The sequence below is a fragment of the Microbacterium sp. Kw_RZR3 genome (genome assembly GCF_029222405.1).
Lineage (GTDB): Bacteria > Actinomycetota > Actinomycetes > Actinomycetales > Microbacteriaceae > Microbacterium.
The window spans coordinates 1-17,527 of sequence record NZ_JARHXC010000308.1 but is presented as its reverse complement, the minus strand read 5'-3'; the positions used below and the strand labels follow the sequence as shown (position 1 = coordinate 17,527).

Sequence of the window (17,527 nt, the reverse complement as noted above, 5' to 3'; positions counted from 1 at the left end):
GGTGAGGCGCGTCCATCGACGCCGCCTCACCGCCGTTCGCCTTCCCCGAAAGAGCTTCATGCGCTTGCTCCTCCGCTCATCCCGTCGTGCGACGTCCCGTCGTGCTCCCGTGCGCGTCGTGGCCCTCGCGGTCATGGCGCTCCTGATGGTCCCGGTGGTCGGCGGGTCGGGGGCTTGGTTCACGGACTCGCAGTCGGTGTCGGGCTCGGCCTCGGCGGCGACGCTCGGAGCGTTGTCACCGACCGTTGTCGCGACGGATGCCGGGAACACGGTGTCGTGGCGGGCGGCGACGGAGCAGGCCTGGGCGACGGATGCCGGGGTGACCAGCGGTGTGACGTACTCGGTGCAGCGTCAGGTCGAGGGGCGTCCCGCCCAGAAGCTGGGGACCACGTCGTACACGTCGTTCACGGACCCGGGCGGGCAGCCGTTCGGGACGATCAGTGCGGGTGGGACGGCTTCCTTCGGGGTCGCTCCGGACGGGTCCGTGTGGGCCTGGGGTGACGATTCCTCCGGGCAGCTGGGGAACGGACAGGGGACAGCTTCTCCCGCGCAGACCCCGGTGCGGGTGGAGGCGTTGTGGGACGCGGGTGTGCAGGTGACGCAGGTGAGCGCGGGGTCCTCCTCTGCATTCGCGGTGGCATCGGATGGGTCGGTCTGGGCGTGGGGCTTCGGTGGCGGGGGAGTGCTGGGTGACGGGGACGCGAGCGCGCACGTCTCCGCGCCGGTGCGGGTGGACGCCTTGTGGGACGCGGGCGTCCGCGTGACGCAGGTGAGCGCGGGAGAGCAGTTCGCTTTGGCGGTGGCATCTGACGGATCGGTCTGGGCGTGGGGAGACGGCGAGGGGGCGGTGCTGGGGGACAGGGATGCCAGCAGGCATTTCTCGGCGCCGGTGCGGGTCGACGCACTGTGGGGCGCAGGTGTGCGTGCGGTGCAGGTGAGTGCGGGCGAGTTGCACGCGTTGGCTGTGGCGTCTGATGGCTCCGTCTGGTCCTGGGGTTCCGGTGCGTGGGGGGTTCTGGGCGATGGGGTTGCGAGCGGGCACTCTTCAGAACCACTGCGTGTGGATTCGCTCTGGGACGCCGGCGTGCGTGTGGCGCAGGTCAGCGCGGGCATCTGGCATTCGGCGGCCGTCGCGCTGGATGGATCGGTGTGGGCATGGGGATCAGGTCGCTTCGGGCGCTTGGGCGATGGGGTCGTGTCGGAACATGTCTCAGGGCCGGTACGGCTCGACGCGATGTGGGATGCCGGGATGCGTGCGACGCAGGTGAGCGCCGCCCCGATGCACTCATTGGCGGTGGCGTCGGACGGGTCGGTGTGGGCGTGGGGAAGCGGCGAGAACGGGGTGCTCGGGGACGGGGACGAAAGCGACCATGTCTCAGGGCCCCGGCGGGTCGATGCCCTGTGGGATCGGGGCAAGCGGATCACCCAGGCGAGCGCGGGCGCTTCCCACTCGGTTGCCGTGGCGTCGGACGGGTCAGTCTGGGCGTGGGGTCCCGGGTGGAACGGGTTGCTCGGGAACGGGTCCACCACTGACCAGTCCGTCCCTGGGCCGGTCGGTGCACGCACTCTCACGCAGGTCAGCGCGGGTGTCTCGCATTCTCTGGCGCTGGCGTCCGATGGCTCGGTATGGGCCTGGGGTGATGGAGCCCACGGGCGTTTGGGTGACGGCGATCCGAGCTTCCGCTCGTCCTCGTTACCCGTGCCGGTTCGCGCATCGTGGAGGGCAGACGATCCCACCCGCAAGATCACACAGGTCGCCGCAGGGGACACGACGTCGTTGGCCCTGGCATCCGACGGCTCGGTGTGGGCATGGGGCAGCGGTTCCGATGGGCAGTTGGGTCCTGATGTCCGAGGGGATAGCGCCACTCCGGTCCGGGTTCCCTCGACGGGCGGAAACGGTCTCAAGATCACCAAGGTCGCGGTGGGCGGTGGTCAGTGCCTCGCTATCGCGGCCGACGGCTCCGTGTGGCAATGGGGAACGATTTCCGATGAATCGACGACGGAGACGGTGCCGACGAAGGTGGATTTTCCGTCGAACTGGGTGCTGTCGGGCTATCGGGCGTCGGATGTTAGCGCCGGCCCGGGCTTCGCATTGGTCGTGTCCTCGGTGGGGGACTTGTGGGGATGGGGAGTAGCGCGGTCGGATCAGATGCAGGGCATGGAGCGCGCGGCCAAGCCGCAGCTGATCGCCCCGAGAGGTGCGCAGGCTATCAGCGCAGGCACGACGCATGTGCTGGAACTGTCGATCGGCAAAGACGTGTGGGCGTGGGGTGGACGCCCCTCCCGCGGATCGGATCCGGTCGCTTTGGGCGACGGGTCGGCTCCGGGATACGGCCGCGGTCGCGTCGATGTCGCTGCCCCGTGGTTCAGGGCTTCTCCTCGAGTCTGGGCAACGCAGGTGGCTGCGGGTCGGGTCCACTCGATGGTGCTGGCGTCCGACGGATCCGTCTGGGCGTGGGGCGACGGCTCGAACGGCAGGCTCGGCACGGGAAAGATGGAAACGGCGCTGACTCCCCAGGCAGTGAACCCCGCATGGTCGAACGACGCGGGTCGGTCGATCACCCAGGTGAGCGCCGGAGGATCGCATTCCTTGGCCTTGGCATCCGACGGGTCTGCCTGGGCATGGGGTGCGGGAGGATCCGGACAGTTGGGCGACGGAGGCGTTGCGGACCAGGCCACACCCGTGGCGGTGCCATCCGCTTTCGCGGCCGCGAATTGCCCACCCCCGTCCACCCTGGTCGGACGCTCGTGCACGCTCCCCGGCACGACGACGTATTCCGTTTCCTACGATTACCGCGGCTGGTCCTCGCCGGTCGCGACGGCGGCGATCACGCGATGAGCGGCGCGGTGCTCGTGTCTTCCCTTTCCGCCGCGGGTGACCTCTCGGTTGCTCAGGCGGCCCGCCCTTCCCTCTGAAAGAACCCGCATGCGTTTCTCGCTCTCTCGCTCGCTCCGTCGCGGCGTCGCCCCTTCGTCCGCGCGCCGCTCGGACCTCGCCGCCCCGCTCGGTCGCGCCGCCGCTCTGGCAGTCGTGGCTCTCTTACTGGTTCCCGTCGTAGGCGGTTCAGGGGCCTGGTTCACCGACTCCCGCTCGGTGTCCGGCTCGGCGTCGGCGGCGACGCTCGGAGCGCTCTCGCCGACCGTCGCCGCCGCGGGGGCCGGGAACACGGTGTCGTGGCCGGCAGCGACGACACAGTCCTGGGCGACGGATGCCAAGGTGACCGACGGTGTGACGTACACGGTGCAGCGGCAGGTCGAGGGGCGTCCCGCGCAGACGTTGGGCACGACGTCGGGGACGTCGTTCACCGACCCGGGCGGGCAGCCGTTCGGGATGGTGAGCGCGGGGGGATCGCATTCGTTGGCTGTCGATTCGGCTGGTTCGGTGTGGGCGTGGGGATCCGGTGCTGACGGGAGGCTGGGCAATGGCGGTTCGGATTCCTCGCTCGTGCCTGTGCCGGTGTCGGTCCGGTGGCCGGCTGGTGTGACGATCACCCAGGTGAGCGCGGGGGAATGGCACTCGTTGGCTGTCGATTCGGCTGGTTCGGTGTGGGCGTGGGGATCCGGTGCTGACGGGAGGCTGGGCAATGGCGGTTCGGATTCCTCGCTCGTGCCTGTGCCGGTGTCGGTCCGGTGGCCGGCTGGTGTGACGATCACGCAGGTGAGCGCGGGCAGCGACTACTCCTTGGCGCTGGACTCGCAGGGAAAGGTATGGGCCTGGGGGACCGGAGGCAACGGTCGGCTGGGAAACGGCGGTGCCGAGGATGCGTTTGTGCCGGTTCCCGTGAAGTTGGCCTCCGGTATCACGATCACGCAGGTGAGCGCGGGTGCGGCGCATTCGCTGGCGGTGGATTCGTCGGGCCAGGCGTGGGCGTGGGGATCCGGCGGTCTCGGGCGCTTGGGAAACGGCGGTGCCGACGACGCGCTGGTGCCGGTTCGAGTGGCGTTGGGCGCGGGCGTCACCATCACGCAGGTGAGCGCGGGTGCGGCGCACTCGCTGGCGGTGGACTCGTCGGGGCGGGTCTGGGCGTGGGGCGACGGCAACTTCGGGCAGTTGGTGACGAACACGAAGAGATCGAACGTCCCTGTTTCAGTGCCCCTCGGCGCGAACACCGTGACGCAGGTGAGTGCGGGGTACAAGCATTCGCTGGCGCTGGACTCGTCGGGAAAGGTCTGGGTCTGGGGTGGCGCAAGCGGACGAATCGGCGACGACAGCTGGCGGGGAGCATCAGTGCCGGCGCTCGTTGCGGTCAGCGGGGATACTGCGGTCGCGTACGTGAGTGCCGGACGGGCCCCGTCGCTGTTGGTGACGTCGTCAGGAGGGTTGTGGGGGTGGAATCAGACAGTCCGTACAGGTGACGGTAGCGTCGCCGACCAGATCGTGCCGGTTCTCATCGGCAAGCGTACATTCACCCAGGTCAGCTCGAGCTACTCCCACAGCCTCGCCCTGGCATCGGACGGATCCGTCTGGGCATGGGGGTCAGGCGACAACGGCCGACTGGGCAACGGCTCCCGCAGCAGAGCACAGACGCCGGTTCCCGTCACTCCCTCATGGGGGCCCGCGGTGCGCATCACGCAGGTCAGCGCGGGATTCTCGCATTCCCTGGCGCTGGCATCGGACGGATCGGTGTGGGCATGGGGGGCTGGAGCCGACGGTCGACTGGGCAACGACACCGCGCAGGACTCGGTCGTGCCCGTTCCCGTCACCAAGACCTGGGGCACCACTGCGCGGATCTCGCAGATCAGCGCGGGTACAGAACATTCCCTGGCTGTCACTACCGACGGGGACGTCTGGGCGTGGGGGCGGGGTACGGAGGGGCAGCTGGGCAACGGCGAAGCGCAGAACTCGGCGGTTCCCGTTCCCGCGCGGAGCGGACTGCAAGGTGCCCCTGTCGGGCAGGTGAGCGCGGGCGGCAATCGCTCCCTGGCGTTGACGAAAGACGGGGCGGTGTGGGCGTGGGGGGACGGCGCCGGGGGCGGGTTGGGAGATGGCGACGCAAGCGCCCACGTTGCACGCGTGCCCAGGCCCGTGTCCTGGCCGAGCGGCGGTTCTATCCCGTTCATCCGACAGGTGAGCGCGGGACAGGGGCACTCTCTCGCGCTCACGCGCGAAGGTGTGGTCTATGCGTGGGGGATCGGTAACAACGGGCTCCTCGGCGACGGCGACGGTGCAGAGCACTCGGCCGTCCGCCCGCAACCGGTGACGAGATCGTGGGGCGACGGTGTGTCGATCGCTCAAGTGAGCGCGGGGCCCCTCTCGTCGCTCGCGGTGACGTCGAGTGGCGACGTGTGGGGTTGGGGAGGCAACGGGGTCGGGCAGCTGGGTCTCGGTGACATCAGGACCGCGTACTCCACGCCAAAGCCTATGCAGACGTCTTGGGCCTCCTCCACCTCCGCGCCGGGCATCGTGCAGGTGAGCGCGGCGCAGCTGCAGTCGATTGCCGTCGCTTCCGACGGAACGTCCTGGGCAGCGGGTTTCGACGGGTTCGGCATGCTCAAGCTGAGCCCGGGGCAGCTGAGCCCACTTCCGCCGCAGAGTTTCTCCTTCTGTGCGGCTCCGTCGACCCCTGTCGGGCGAAACTGTACGCTGCCCGGCACCGTGACGTACACCGTCTCGTACCGTTATCTCGGGTGGGCCTCGCCTGCCGCGGCCGCGGCGATCGCACGATGAACCGTACTCTGCGCGCCGCTCTCTCTCCGGTCCGCTGGATCATCGTCGCGGTCCTGCTCGCCGCTCTCGGCGGTCCGTTCGCCTACGGCGCGGTCACGCAGCAGGAGATCGTCCGCGTCGACGGCGACTCCATGGTGCCGACCTTCCACCTCGGTGACGTGCTCTTCGTCGGCCGCGCTGAGCCCGACGAGCTCGTGCCGGGCGCGATCGTCACGGTCGAGCCGCCGGGATCGGGGCGCTACACGCACCGCATCGTCGCCGTCGAGGGCGACTCGTTGACGCTCCGCGGAGACGCGAACGCCGAAGCCGACCCGATACCTGTCGCCGTCTCCGACGTGCGCGGCGTCGTTCGCCATCACCTCGAGGGCCCGCCGGCGACGGTGCTTCTCGCCGTCGACACGCTGCCGATGCGGTTGTCGCTCGTCGTGCTGCTCATCGGCTTGATCTTCCTGCCGCTCCCGGTGCGACGCGGCCGCGGCCCGGTCGCTCCGGTGGACCTCGACCACGATGCGCAGCCGACAACTCGTCGAGAGGTTCGGGCCAAAACGCTTCCGTAATTGACTTATACGCAGATATATTTAATTAACGGATCGGGATGACTCTCACCCCGCTCGCGTTTCTCGCCTCGCCTCATCGAAGGAGTCATCCAATGACCGCTCCCACCCTCAGTGTTCGCTCTTCTTCCCCTGCTTCCTCGAGCCCCTCATGGCCCCGAGCTGCCGGCATCCTGATCCTCACCGGAGGTGTGCTGCTGACCGCTGCCACCGCCCTCGAGATCGGAACCGACGTATCCTCCGAACCGGGGCCCGCCGCCGCGTTCTGGGTGCTGTTCCTCGCGAGCACCCTCGCCCACGTCGCGGCGATGTTCCCGCTCGCTCTCGGCCGCGGCGACGGTCAGGGGGCGGTCGGCTCGTCGCTCGTGGGCAAGATCGCCCTGCTGGGCTTCGGTGCCTTCTTCCTCGCGAACCAGAGCATGTACCTGCTCGCGGCCTACCTCCTGCCGACGGCCGAGCCCACCGACGGAGCGATGGCGTTCCTGTTCGCCATGAGCGCGGTCCAGGGCGTGCTGCTGCTCGTCGGAGGCATCATCGTCGCGCGTGCACGGGTGCTCACCGGCCCCGCGCGGTGGGCGATGCTCGTGCTGGCGATCATCGGCTTCGCGCTCGGTGCCGTGATCAACGCGAGCTCCGTCGAGTGGCTGACGAACGCGATGTACTTCGTGTCCACGGGCGCGCAGATCATCGCGGGACTCCTCATCGCCCGGGCCGGCGCCGCCGCAGCGAAGTAGCGTGTGGGACGTGCCCCGCAGCTATCAGTCCCCCAAGCGACAGGCCGAGGCGGCCGCCACTCGCGCGAACATCGTCGACACGGCGGGCCGGCTCTTCGTCCGCGACGGCTACGTCGCGACCTCCATCAAGGCGATCGCGGCCGAGGCGGGGGTGTCGGTTCCGACGGTGCACCTGAACGGTCCCAAGCACGCTCTGCTCATCGCCGCCTTCGAACGGACCTTCGCGGGCGACGAGGGGCGGCACTCGCTCACCGAGCGTCCCGCGCTCGTCGAGATCATGAGCGAGCCCGACACCGACGCCGCGATCGCTCGCTACGTCGACTTCCTCATCGAGGCGAACCAGCGCTCCGCGGCGATCGTGCGGGCCATGCTCGCCGCGGCCGACGGCGACGCCGAGGTGCGCGTCGCCTACCTCGACCTCGAGATGCGCCGTCACCGCGACATGGCGATCGCCGCCGGCTGGTTCCTCCAGCGCGAGCGAATCCGCGTCGATCAGGTCGCGATCGCCGCCGATGTCCTCGGCCTCATCACAGGCCCCGACCCGTGGACGCACTTCATCGTCGCTCGCGGGTGGGACCTCGCCGCGTATCGGTCGTGGCTCACCGCGCAGCTCACTCACCTCGCCGACAATCTCGCGTAGATCCTCGGCGGGGGCGTCCGGAAAGAACGAAGAAATGACCTCCTCTGCCCTCATCTGCAGCATGCCCGCCGTCGGACACGTCGGTCCTCTCCTCGTCGTCGCCACCGAACTCCAGCGTCGCGGATGGGACGTGCGTCTGCTCACGGGTGCCCGATACCGGTCGATGGTCGAGGCCGCCGGCATCCGGTTTCTGGCCCTGCCGCCCGAGGCCGACACGCTCGACGACATCGGAACGGGTGACGACGTCCGCGAGCGGGGACTCGCGGCGATCAACCGCGGTGTCGAGCGCGCGTTCCTCGACCCCGCAGGCCCCGCGGCCGCCGCCCTCGAGCAGATCCTGGCCGAGGAGCCGGCCGACGTCGTGCTGCACGACATGCTCTTCCTCGGCGTGCAGACCCTGTTCGGTCGACCGCGCTCCGAGCGTCCCCTCACCGTCATGTGCGGAATCACCGCCGCGGGATTCTCGAGTCGCGATACTCCGCCTTACGGTCTCGGCATCACGCCCCTGCGTCAGCCGGTGCTGAACCGTCTGCGCAATCGGGTCCTCGGCGTGACGGCGAAGGCCGTGCTGCGGCCGGTCCATCGGTCGCTGGACCTCCTCCTCGCCGGTGTCGGGGCGCCACCCCTGAACGGCGCGTTCTTCATGGACGTGCTCTCGCGCAGCGACCTGCTCGCGCACTTCACGGTCGAGGAGTTCGAGTATCCGCGCAGCGATGCGCCCGCTCACCTGCGGTTCTACGGTCCGATGCCCACCGCGTCGACCCGGCCGACGCCCGCCCCGGCCTGGTTCGACGACCTCGACCCGGCCCTCCCACTCGTGCACGTCACGCAGGGAACGGTCGCCAACTCCGACTACAGCGAGGTCATCGAACCGACCCTCGCGGCCCTGTCGGATCTACCCGTCCAAGTCGCCGTGACCACCGGCGGGCGCGCCGTCGAGACGCTCCCGCCTCTGCCGGCGAACGCCTTCGCGGCGAGCTACCTGCCGTACGACGAACTGCTCGCCCGCACGAGCGTGCTCGTGACCAACGGCGGGTACGGCGGGCTCCACCACGCGATGCGCCACGGCGTGCCGATCGTCATCGCCGGCGATTCCGAAGACAAGGTCGAGACCTCGGCGCGCGTCCAGCACGCCGGAGTGGGCGTGAACCTGCGCACGGGTCGGCCGACCCCGGATGCCATCCGCTCGGCCGTTCAGCGGATCCTCGCGGATCCGAGCTATGCGGCTCGCGCCCGGGCGGTCGGCGAGGCGATCGCGGTGGCGCCGGGGGCGGCGGGGCTCGTCGACGACGTCGAGCAGATGCTCGCCGCGCGCGGCTGAACCCGGGTCGATCGCGGCCCCTCTCGCACGCGCCGTCGCGCGGAGTCCGGGCTGACTCGCCGGGCTCGCGGCATCCTGAGTCGGCCTGTCGGGCGTCAACTCCGCCGGACGGTCCGCTGCGCCACGGCCGGGTTCGTCCACCACTCCACAAACCACCCCCCACCCCGTCCCACAGAAAGAGACAGATCATGACCCACCTCTCCGGACGCACCGCCGTCGTCACCGGCGGCACCAGCGGAATCGGCGCCGCCATCGCCCACCGTCTCGCCGCAGCGGGCGCACGCGTCGTCCTCTCGGGCCGCGACGCCGAGCGCGGCGCGGCCGTCGTGCAGGCGATCTCGGACGCGGGCGGTGAGGCGCTCTTCGTCGCCGCCGACATCACGCGCGACGCCGACGTGGCCGAGCTCGCTCGGGTCGCGGCATCCGAGGGCCCGCTCGACTTCTGGTTCTCGAACGCGGGCACCGAGGGTCCGATCGGACCGATGGAGAACTGGACGCCCGAGGCCCTGCGCGAGGTCGTCGACGCGAACCTCACGAGTGTGCTGTCGGGGCTGCATCACGCCTCGACGCACATGCGGCGCGGCGGGGTCATCGTCAACACGGCGTCGTTCGTCGGAACGGTGCTGCCGGTGCCGATCGCCGTGCCCTACGCCGCGGCGAAGGCGGGCGTGGTCGCGGCGGGGCGCAGCGCCGCGCCGCTGCTCGCCGAGGCCGGGATCGACGTGTTCACGCTGTGCCCCTGGGTGATCGACACCCCGATGGTCGATCGCCTCACCGGCGGTGCGCCCGACGACAAGGCGGGCTTCGCGGCCGGCTTCGCGCCGAGCGGGCGTCTCACCCCGGTCGACGACGTTGCGCGGGCCGCGGTCGATCTCGTGACCGCGCAGCCGCGCAGGGCGAGCGGCGAGGCGATCCTCGTGGATGCCGGACCGACGGTGACCGTTCTCGACTGAGCGTGGCGCGGGCACCCCGCGGTGTGTCCCGTTCTGTGCGGAATTCGGAGCGATCTCCGGCACATGGCGGGACACGCCGTGAACGGGTGGGGCGGATGCCGCGCCACCCGCGCCGACGTCAGTCCTCGGCGACCTTCGCGGCGATGTCGGTGCGGTACTGGCCACCCTCGAGGCCGATGCGCTCGAGCCCTTCGTAGGCGGCGGCGCGCGCCTCGCGGAACGTCGAGCCCAGGGCGACGACGCTGAGCACGCGCCCCCCGGTCGCCGTGAACCCGTGGTCGGATGCCGCCGTCGCGGCGTGCGCGAGGTGGACACCGTCGACCTCGTCGGCGTCGTCGATGCCGGTCAAGGGGCGAACCGTGACCGGCGCCTCGGGGTATCCCTCGCTCGCGAGCACGACCGTTACGGCGGCGGCTTCGGCGAAGGCGGGGCGCGGGCGGTCCTCGAGCGTTCCCGAGGCCGCGGCGAGCAGCAGCTCCGACAGCGGGTCGATCAAGCGCGGCAGCACGACCTGGGTCTCGGGGTCGCCGAACCGGGCGTTGAACTCGATGACCTTGATGCCGTTCTCGGTCAGGATGAGGCCGGCGTAGAGGAGTCCGATGAACGGGGTGCCCTCGGCATCCATCTGCCGGATCACGGGCTCCGCGATCTCGCGCGTGACCTGGTCGACGAACTCCGTCTCGCTGCCGAAGCGTTCGTCGAGCCACGGCAGGGGCGAGTACGCCCCCATGCCGCCGGTGTTGGGGCCCTCGTCGCCGTCGCGCAGGCGCTTGAAGTCCTGCGCGGGGCTCAACGGGAGCACGTGGTCGCCGTCGCTGAGGAAGAACAGCGACACCTCCGGGCCGGAGAGGAACTCCTCGACCAGCACCGCGCCGGTGACGAGGTAGGTCGTGGCGTGCGCGATCGCGGCCTCGCGGTCGGACGTGACAATGACGCCCTTGCCCGCGGCGAGCCCGTCGGCCTTGACGACGTAGGGCGCGCCGTACTCGTCCAGAGCTGCTTCGACGGTGGGGAGGTCGGCGGCGCGCACCGCGCGTCCGGTGGGGACGCCCGCGGCATCCATGATCCGCTTCGCGAACGTCTTGGATCCCTCGAGCTGCGCGGCCGCCTTGCCCGGACCGAAGACCGGGATGCCGTGCTCGCGCAGGGCGTCGGCGACTCCGGCGACCAGCGGCGCCTCGGGTCCGACGACGACGAGGTCGATCGCCTCGTCCTTCGCGAACGTGAGCACCTCGGCGGGGTCGTTCGCGTCGAGCGCCACGAGGTGAGCGTCGCGCGCGATGCCGGCGTTACCGGGAGCGGCGAAGATCGCGTGCGATGCCTCTTCGGAGCGCAGGGCGAGGATGATGGCGTGCTCGCGCGCGCCCGAACCGAGGACCAGAATTCTCACGCGGCCAGCCTACCGAGCGGGCTCTGCGCGCGTGGCGCGCGGCATGGCCGGTGCGGTCCAGTCTGCGCGGCCGGTACGCGCGGTCGCGGTCGTGCAGCCCGGCGCGGGCACTCGACCCGCGCGCGTGACCCGCGAGTACCGTGGATGCCATGCCCCCACGTCGTATCGAGACCGGCGACGGTCGGGCCGCCCTCGCGGCGGTGGCCGCCGGTGACGCCCCGCGTCCTGCGACGGCGACCGCCGTGCGCTACCTCCTGCAACTGCTCGCCGAGAAGGCCCCGGGCAACTCCGTCGAGATGCGGGTGCCGCCGTTCGGTGCCGTACAGGTGATCGAGGGCCCCCGACACACGCGCGGCACCCCGCCCAACGTCGTCGAGACCGACGCCGCCACCTGGATCGCCGTCGCCACGGGCCGGGAGCACTGGACGGATGCCGTCGCCGCCGGCCGCATCGTGGCCTCGGGGGTCCGCGCCGACCTGAGTGCGCTGTTGCCGTTGCGGCCGTAGGGCGGGGCTTGATCGTCCCGCACGATATCGATCGTGACGTGGTCCGACGGTCCGATCTTGGGCCGGCCCGGGTTCTCGACAGGGGGCGCGTTGAGGCGGAGCGGATGGGCGAGTGTCTCGCGAGCGGGCGCGTTGGGCTAACCGACAGGCGAAATTGCCGCGCAGGAATCTGAGGTGCGAGAGCGCGGACCACGAGGTACTCCCCGCCCATGCCCAGTTGTGGTCCTGCATCTTCGATCCCCAGCGGTATGGGGCTCACCCTCCATCTGCTGGGCTGCGCTCGTGAGGGGGCGTGCGCGCTCTGCGCCAATGTCGGTGGAACGCCACGCATGTGGCGCTATCGACTACCGGGGGGCTGCCGATGTCCTTGCTTTCATGCCGTATTTCCGGGACGGGCGTGTCCTTGCCGTCGCGTGTGGTCCACACCGAGGAGGTCGCGCGATTGTGCGGAATCACGACCGAGGAGGCGATAAGACGTTCGGGCGTCGTCACTCGTCACTGGCTGAGCGACGGAGAGGACCCGCTCGCCCTCGGCGTCGAAGCCGCACACCGTGCGCTCGAATCCGCAAATCTCTCGGTGGCTGAGATCGATGTCGTCATCAACGCCTCGGGCACCCCCCTGCAGCCGATTCCCGATGGCGGCTCGATCATCGCGGCTGCCCTCGGTCTGGCGACGGGTGGGTACGCGTACTCGATGCACGGGACATGTCTCTCTTTTCTCTTCGCACTGCGCGAAGCGGCATTCCTGGTCAGTTCGGGCCGTGCTCGCAACGTTCTCGTGGTGGCGATGGAAGGCGGCAGCCGAGGGCTGAACTTCGATCAACTCGAAAGCTCATTGCTGATTGGAGACGCCGCGGGCGCGGTCGTCGTCAGTCGACCGGTGAACCCTCAGCAGGGCGTCGTCTCGTCGCAGTTCCTGCTCGACACGAAGGGCGTCCAGTCGGCCGAGATTCGGGGAGGTGGCTCGCGCCTACCGGCCGGATCCGTCCAGGGGAGCGCAGCGGACTACCAGTTCGACATGGACGGCATGAAGCTCATGGGGGGGTGCGCTGAGGGTCCTTCCCCGGTTCCTGGAAAGTATCGAACCGAAGTTGAACAAGGGGGCGCCGAGCGTCGACAGGATCGTGCCGCATCAGACCAGTCGCGCGGGCATCGAACTGATGGCGAAGCTGTGGTCTCCCGAGAAAGTCGTCGTCACGCTCCCCGAGCTCGGAAACACCATCGCGGCGAGCATTCCCGTCGCGCTCCATCGCGCGCAGATCGCCGACGGCGAGCGTCTGCTCCTCGTCGGGACAGGGGCGGGCACGCTCTACGGCGGCGTCATCTACCAGCACTGAAGGATGCAGCGGATGGCATCCGGAACAGGACTGCGCGCCACGGCGCTGTCGCGTGAGTACGGCACGGGAGCGACGAGGGTCCTGGCTCTCGACGACGTGTCCGTACACCTGCGTAGCGGCGGGCTCGCGGCGATCGTCGGACCATCGGGGTCGGGCAAGAGCACGCTGCTGAACGTGCTCGGTGCGATGGACACACCCGACTCGGGCCAAGCCGAACTGAACGGCACCATCTTCACGGACGCGGGCCCGCGAAAGCTCACGGAGTTCCGTCGCGACCGCGTCGGGTTCGTGTTCCAGTTCTACAACCTGCTCCCGCAGCTCACGGCGCTCGAGAACGTCGAGTTGGCGCGTCGCCTCCCCTCTCGTCACCGCGCCGACGTGCCGACGTCGATCGAACTGCTCGAGCGCGTCGGGCTGAGTGATCGTGCTGGCCATTTTCCCCCGCAGCTGTCGGGCGGTCAGATGCAGCGGGTCTCGATCGCGCGGGCGCTGGCGAAGGGGCCCGATGTCCTGCTGTGCGATGAGCCGACGGGAGCCCTCGACTCGGCATCGGGGGTCGAGGTGATGGCCCTGCTGACGGACGTCGCACGTGAGGGGCGCGCGATCGTGGCGGTGGTCACGCACGACCCCGCGATCCGCGACCTCGCCGATCACATCGTCGAGATGCGCGATGGGCGGGTCGTGGCCGACTCCCGCCCTCCCGTCTCATGAGCGTCGCGGCCCTGCTGCGCCGAAAGCTCCTACGCGATCTGCGACTCCGGGCGGCGCAGTTCGTCGCCGTGTTCGTCATGAGCGCGCTGTGCCTGGCCGTGTACGGCGGGCTCGAGGGCGGGTGGCGGGGGATGCAGGTTGAGCAGGAGCGAATGGATGCCGAGGCCCACCTCGCGGACGTCTGGATCACCGCTTCGTCAGCGTCGCCCGAACAGGTCGACGCGTTGCGGGGTCTTCCGGGGGTCTCGGATGCTGAGACCACGGGTCTGCTCGATGCGGCGGTCGTCGGTGGTCGAGGCGACCTCGTCGTGAGCGCGCTGCCGGAACGGATCGACGTCCCGGAACCGGTCGAAGGACGCCTGGACGATCTCACGGACGACCAGATCGCTCTCGACGCCGCATTCGCCGAGGCACACGCGCTTCGGGTGGGGGACACCGTGCGGCTACGGATCGCGGCGACGGATCACTCCTTCACCGTCGCGGCGTGGGTGCGGTCGGCCGACAAGGTGTCGGACACCGGAGTCGATGGTCTGTACGCGCCTGACCCGTCGAGGTACGGCTACGCCTATGTCTCGCGGCAGCAGATGCAGGCGCTCGGGCCGAGTCGCGTGTCCGTTGCCCTGGCGGGCTCGCCCGAGCGGATCATGGCGGGGGTGCCCGGGCTGCTCGGGGCCGACCGACTGGCCATGTACGACCGGTCCTCTCAGCCGGGAGTGGTGGGGCTGACCGACCGCATTCGACAGATCAGAAGTCTGTCGCTGTTGTTCCTCGGTTTGTTCCTGGCGGTCGCGATGCTCGCGATGTTCACCTCGATGCGGCGACTGGTCGACATGCAGCAGCGCGACATCGCCACGCTGAAAGCGCTCGGCGTCACCGACACGCAGCTGCGCCGGCACTACTCCCAGTACGCCATCGTCGTCGCCGCGGGCGCCCTCGTCGGCTTCGCGTTCGCTCCCGTGCTCTCGCTGTTCGTCTTGCGGTCGCAGCGGTCGAGCTTCGGATTGGTCGCCTGGATTCCGGCGTACACCCCAGCGCCCCTGGCGCTCGCGGTCGCGCTGGTCGCGGGCGCGTCGGTCGTGTCGGTCGTCGCCACTCGCGCGGCGCGGCGCACGGACCCTGCGGCGGCGATGCGCGGCGGGGCCGCGACGACTCGGCGCGTCTTCCCTCGGCTTCGGCGAATGTCACCGCTGAACGCGTGGGGCCTGCGCGAGATCGCGACAGCGCGTGGGCGCCTGCTCACTGCACTTGCCGCGACGGTCGGGGGCACCACCCTTCTCATCGCGGGATTCGGGATGCCGGATTCCCTGCACCATCAGGTCGCCCGGTCCTTCGATTCGCAGTACCTCTTCGACGCGCAGGCGCGGCTCTCTCCGGGCGCATGGTCACAGCAGGGCGAGGCCCTGGCATCCGGAATCACCGACGTTCAGTGGCAGATGTCCTTCGTCATGCCAGGCGACGGCCTCGCAGGGGGCGAAGCCGTCAACGTCCTGTCGGACGGCGACCTCTACCGCCTGCCGGACGGTGATGCCGGCGTCGCGCTGCCCGCCGACGGTGCGCTCGTGAGCGCCGCGCTCGCCGATGCACGCGGGATCGCGATCGGCGATGAGGTCACGGTTCTTCCGCCTGGCTCCGCGACGGGGGTCGCCGTCATCGTGCGCGGGGTCACTGACGCGGGAGAGCCTCAGGGGCTCTTTCTCTCGCGGTCTGCGTGGGAGCGCGCGGGCGGCGTCTTCTCGCCGAACGCGCTGCTGGCGCGCGGGGCTGAGGCCGCCGAGGTGCTCGAGGGCCGGCCCGGAATCGCGAGTGTCCTGACACATGACGACCGGCGCGCGAACGCTGAGCAGGTGATCGACGGCCTCGGCGATGTTTTCGCGCTCATCAAAGGGTTCGGGCTGCTGCTGACCATGGTCGTGCTGGTGAACTTGGGCGCTCTGGCCTTCGCCGAACGCACCCGCGACTACGCGACACTCGCCGTGCTGGGGGTGCGTCCGCGCGAGATCCGCGCCCTCCTCTTGCGCGAGAACGTCGCCATCACCGTCGCCGGCGCGCTCATCGGCATCCCCGCCGGTATGGCTTTTCTGTCGGCGTACCTGGCGGTGTTCCGCACAGATCGCATCGTGTACGCGTCGGCCGCGTCGCCGGTCGCCACCGCGTGGTGCGTCGTGATCGTCGTGGGGTGCGGCCTGAGCGCATCGTTCCTGCTGGCGCGCCGTCTGCGTCGGGTCGACGTGCTGGGGGCGTTGAAGGGTGCTGAGTAGTCCTGATCACCTGATCCCCGCTCCACGGGGTAACGGGTGTCGGTGTGGAGGGTTCGACTCTCGGAGCGATCGCTGCTCGATGCGTAGGCACCGCGCCCCGTCATCCGCGCGGGGGTGGGACAATGGACTCATGGCCGAGCAGCCCGCCCCCGAACGACCGTCCTTCTCTCGCGATGAGATCGAGACGGCCAGCGTTCGCCGCGCGCCCAAGTACGGCGTCTTCCTGGCCGCGGGCGCGTTCGTCGGCATCCTGGTCGCCCTCATCCTGACGTTCGCGATCGACAGCACCGATGTCAGCCCGTACACGCAGGTCGTCTACTCCCAGCTGCAGGTGTTCGGCTTCACCGCCTTGATCTGCGTGGTCGTCGGTGTGACGGTCGCGGCCATCGTCGCGTTGATCTTCGAGCGCGTCCTCGGCGGACGCACCCGCCAGGTCATCGTCGACCACGAGCAGCACGGGGTCTGACCTTCAGGCGAGCTCCGCGATGATCGGGTGGATCGCGGAGTCGAACGCCGCCACGTCTCCGCGCAGACCGTCGGTCACAGCGACCGTGAGCGAGCCGATCCACCACACTCCGCGCTGAGTCAGCGGCAGGATCTGCACGTTGAGCTCGAACGAGTGCGCCCGACGGCCCACGGCGCGTTCGTGCGCAGCGATCGCGCTGGCGTAGGCGCGATACGACACCCCCGGTCGCGCCGCCGTCTCGCGCGCATACCGTCGATGAGCCTGCTGCGCGAAGTCGGTGGCCTCGTCGGCGAAGGGCGACGCGGCTTCGCGCAGCGCCTCCGCGCCCTCAACCGGAAGCGTGACCAGCCCGTCGAAACCCTCCACCAGCTCGAGAGGGACGGGGGAGGGATGCGCCTGCGGCTCCACCGTCAACGCCCAATAGGCCCGCCACTGTCTCTCGAGCTCCGACTGAGCGGCATCCGTCCTCGTCGTCTCCGCGGCGGCGGGCACGCGCCGCAGGGAGGGCAGATCGTCGGGAGAACGGATGCCGAGCACCTGACGCAGGTAGAGCGCGACGAGCACCGGTGACCCCGCGTCCTCGCGGATCACCCACTCGGGCTGGCCTGCCGTCATGGCGTCATTGTAGGGACGGTCTCGACGGTGGGGGATGGGCCTTGCGGCGGGCGCGCTCCCCCGGGAGGAACTTCAGGGAGCGGAGGGCGCCGCAGCTTGGCGGGGTCAACGGGTCAGTGCAACACCCTGATTGAGGGGTGTGGCGGTGTTCAGCGTTTTGCGGAGTGTGAAGCGGGAGTTCTGGCGAGGTATCGCGGTGGGGTTGTCGACCGCGGATGCTGCGGAGGCTGCGGGCGCGTCGCGGCAGGGCGCGGAGAAATGGTTCCGGGAGGCTGGCGGCATGTCGCCGCTGTCGCTGTCCGATCCCTCGGGACGGTTCTTGACGCTTCTCGAGCGGGAGCAGATCGCTGTCGGGGTGGCCCGGGGTGAGTCGA

14 protein-coding genes and 1 pseudogene are annotated in these 17,527 nt (G+C 70.0%); 13 read left to right on the top strand and 2 right to left on the bottom strand.

Annotated elements, in window-relative coordinates; translation table 11 throughout:
- Positions 1-58: 58 nt before the first annotated feature.
- The 7 genes from P2P98_RS17115 (at position 59) to P2P98_RS17085 (ending at position 9,870) form a co-directional block, all read left to right on the top strand.
- Positions 59-2,839, top strand: a complete 2,781-nt coding sequence (locus P2P98_RS17115; protein ID WP_275801466.1) for an RCC1 domain-containing protein — start codon at positions 59-61, stop codon at positions 2,837-2,839.
- 87 nt (positions 2,840-2,926) lie between these two features.
- Positions 2,927-5,668, top strand: coding sequence for a hypothetical protein (locus tag P2P98_RS17110; protein ID WP_275801465.1), 2,742 nt, complete (start codon positions 2,927-2,929; stop codon positions 5,666-5,668).
- On the top strand, positions 5,665-6,225 hold the full coding sequence (locus P2P98_RS17105; protein ID WP_275801464.1) for a signal peptidase I: 561 nt from the start codon (positions 5,665-5,667) through the stop codon (positions 6,223-6,225). Before P2P98_RS17110 ends, P2P98_RS17105 begins: the two co-directional genes overlap by 4 nt.
- Before the next feature lie 92 nt (positions 6,226-6,317).
- Positions 6,318-6,956 carry a hypothetical protein gene (locus P2P98_RS17100; protein ID WP_275801463.1) on the top strand — a complete coding sequence of 213 codons (639 nt, stop codon included), beginning with the start codon at positions 6,318-6,320 and terminating at the stop codon, positions 6,954-6,956.
- A 10-nt stretch (positions 6,957-6,966) separates the two neighbouring features.
- The gene (locus P2P98_RS17095) at positions 6,967-7,596 is read left to right on the top strand and encodes a TetR/AcrR family transcriptional regulator (RefSeq protein WP_275801462.1); all 630 of its coding nucleotides are present in this window, start codon (positions 6,967-6,969) and stop codon (positions 7,594-7,596) included.
- A gap of 34 nt (positions 7,597-7,630) precedes the next feature.
- Positions 7,631-8,917 (top strand): nucleotide disphospho-sugar-binding domain-containing protein, encoded by a 1,287-nt coding sequence (locus P2P98_RS17090; protein WP_275801461.1) that lies wholly within the window; start codon positions 7,631-7,633, stop codon positions 8,915-8,917.
- Between the two features lie 188 nt (positions 8,918-9,105).
- A complete protein-coding gene (locus P2P98_RS17085; RefSeq protein WP_275801460.1) occupies positions 9,106-9,870 on the top strand; it encodes an SDR family oxidoreductase in 765 nt (254 codons plus the stop codon).
- Positions 9,871-9,988: 118 nt separating this feature from the next.
- On the opposite strand, the gene purD is transcribed toward P2P98_RS17085, so the two are convergent.
- Complete coding sequence (gene purD / locus P2P98_RS17080) at positions 9,989-11,260, bottom strand: phosphoribosylamine--glycine ligase (RefSeq protein ID WP_275801459.1); 1,272 nt, start codon at positions 11,258-11,260, stop codon at positions 9,989-9,991.
- Positions 11,261-11,409: 149 nt separating this feature from the next.
- On the opposite strand from purD, the gene P2P98_RS17075 reads away from it, so the two are divergent.
- The 5 genes from P2P98_RS17075 to P2P98_RS17055 all read left to right on the top strand — a co-directional run bounded on the left by P2P98_RS17075 (position 11,410) and on the right by P2P98_RS17055 (position 16,538).
- Positions 11,410-11,766 carry a sterol carrier family protein gene (locus P2P98_RS17075; RefSeq protein ID WP_275801458.1) on the top strand — a complete coding sequence of 119 codons (357 nt, stop codon included), beginning with the start codon at positions 11,410-11,412 and terminating at the stop codon, positions 11,764-11,766.
- Between the two features lie 1,091 nt (positions 11,767-12,857).
- Positions 12,858-13,103: a 3-oxoacyl-[acyl-carrier-protein] synthase III C-terminal domain-containing protein gene (locus tag P2P98_RS17070; RefSeq protein ID WP_275801457.1), complete on the top strand. Its 246-nt coding sequence runs from the start codon at positions 12,858-12,860 to the stop codon at positions 13,101-13,103.
- Positions 13,104-13,115: 12 nt separating this feature from the next.
- Positions 13,116-13,814, top strand: coding sequence for an ABC transporter ATP-binding protein (locus P2P98_RS17065; RefSeq protein ID WP_275801456.1), 699 nt, complete (start codon positions 13,116-13,118; stop codon positions 13,812-13,814).
- On the top strand, positions 13,811-16,072 hold the full coding sequence (locus P2P98_RS17060) for an ABC transporter permease (RefSeq protein WP_275801455.1): 2,262 nt from the start codon (positions 13,811-13,813) through the stop codon (positions 16,070-16,072). Before P2P98_RS17065 ends, P2P98_RS17060 begins: the two co-directional genes overlap by 4 nt.
- A 130-nt stretch (positions 16,073-16,202) precedes the next feature.
- Positions 16,203-16,538, top strand: coding sequence for a potassium transporter Trk (locus P2P98_RS17055; RefSeq protein ID WP_275801454.1), 336 nt, complete (start codon positions 16,203-16,205; stop codon positions 16,536-16,538).
- Between the two features lie 3 nt (positions 16,539-16,541).
- On the opposite strand, the gene P2P98_RS17050 is transcribed toward P2P98_RS17055, so the two are convergent.
- Positions 16,542-17,153: a zinc-binding alcohol dehydrogenase gene (locus P2P98_RS17050; protein ID WP_275801453.1), complete on the bottom strand. Its 612-nt coding sequence runs from the start codon at positions 17,151-17,153 to the stop codon at positions 16,542-16,544.
- Positions 17,154-17,292: 139 nt separating this feature from the next.
- Between P2P98_RS17050 and P2P98_RS17045 the strand changes: the two are divergent.
- Positions 17,293-17,527 (top strand): annotated as a pseudogene (locus tag P2P98_RS17045) (IS30 family transposase); the annotation flags it as partial.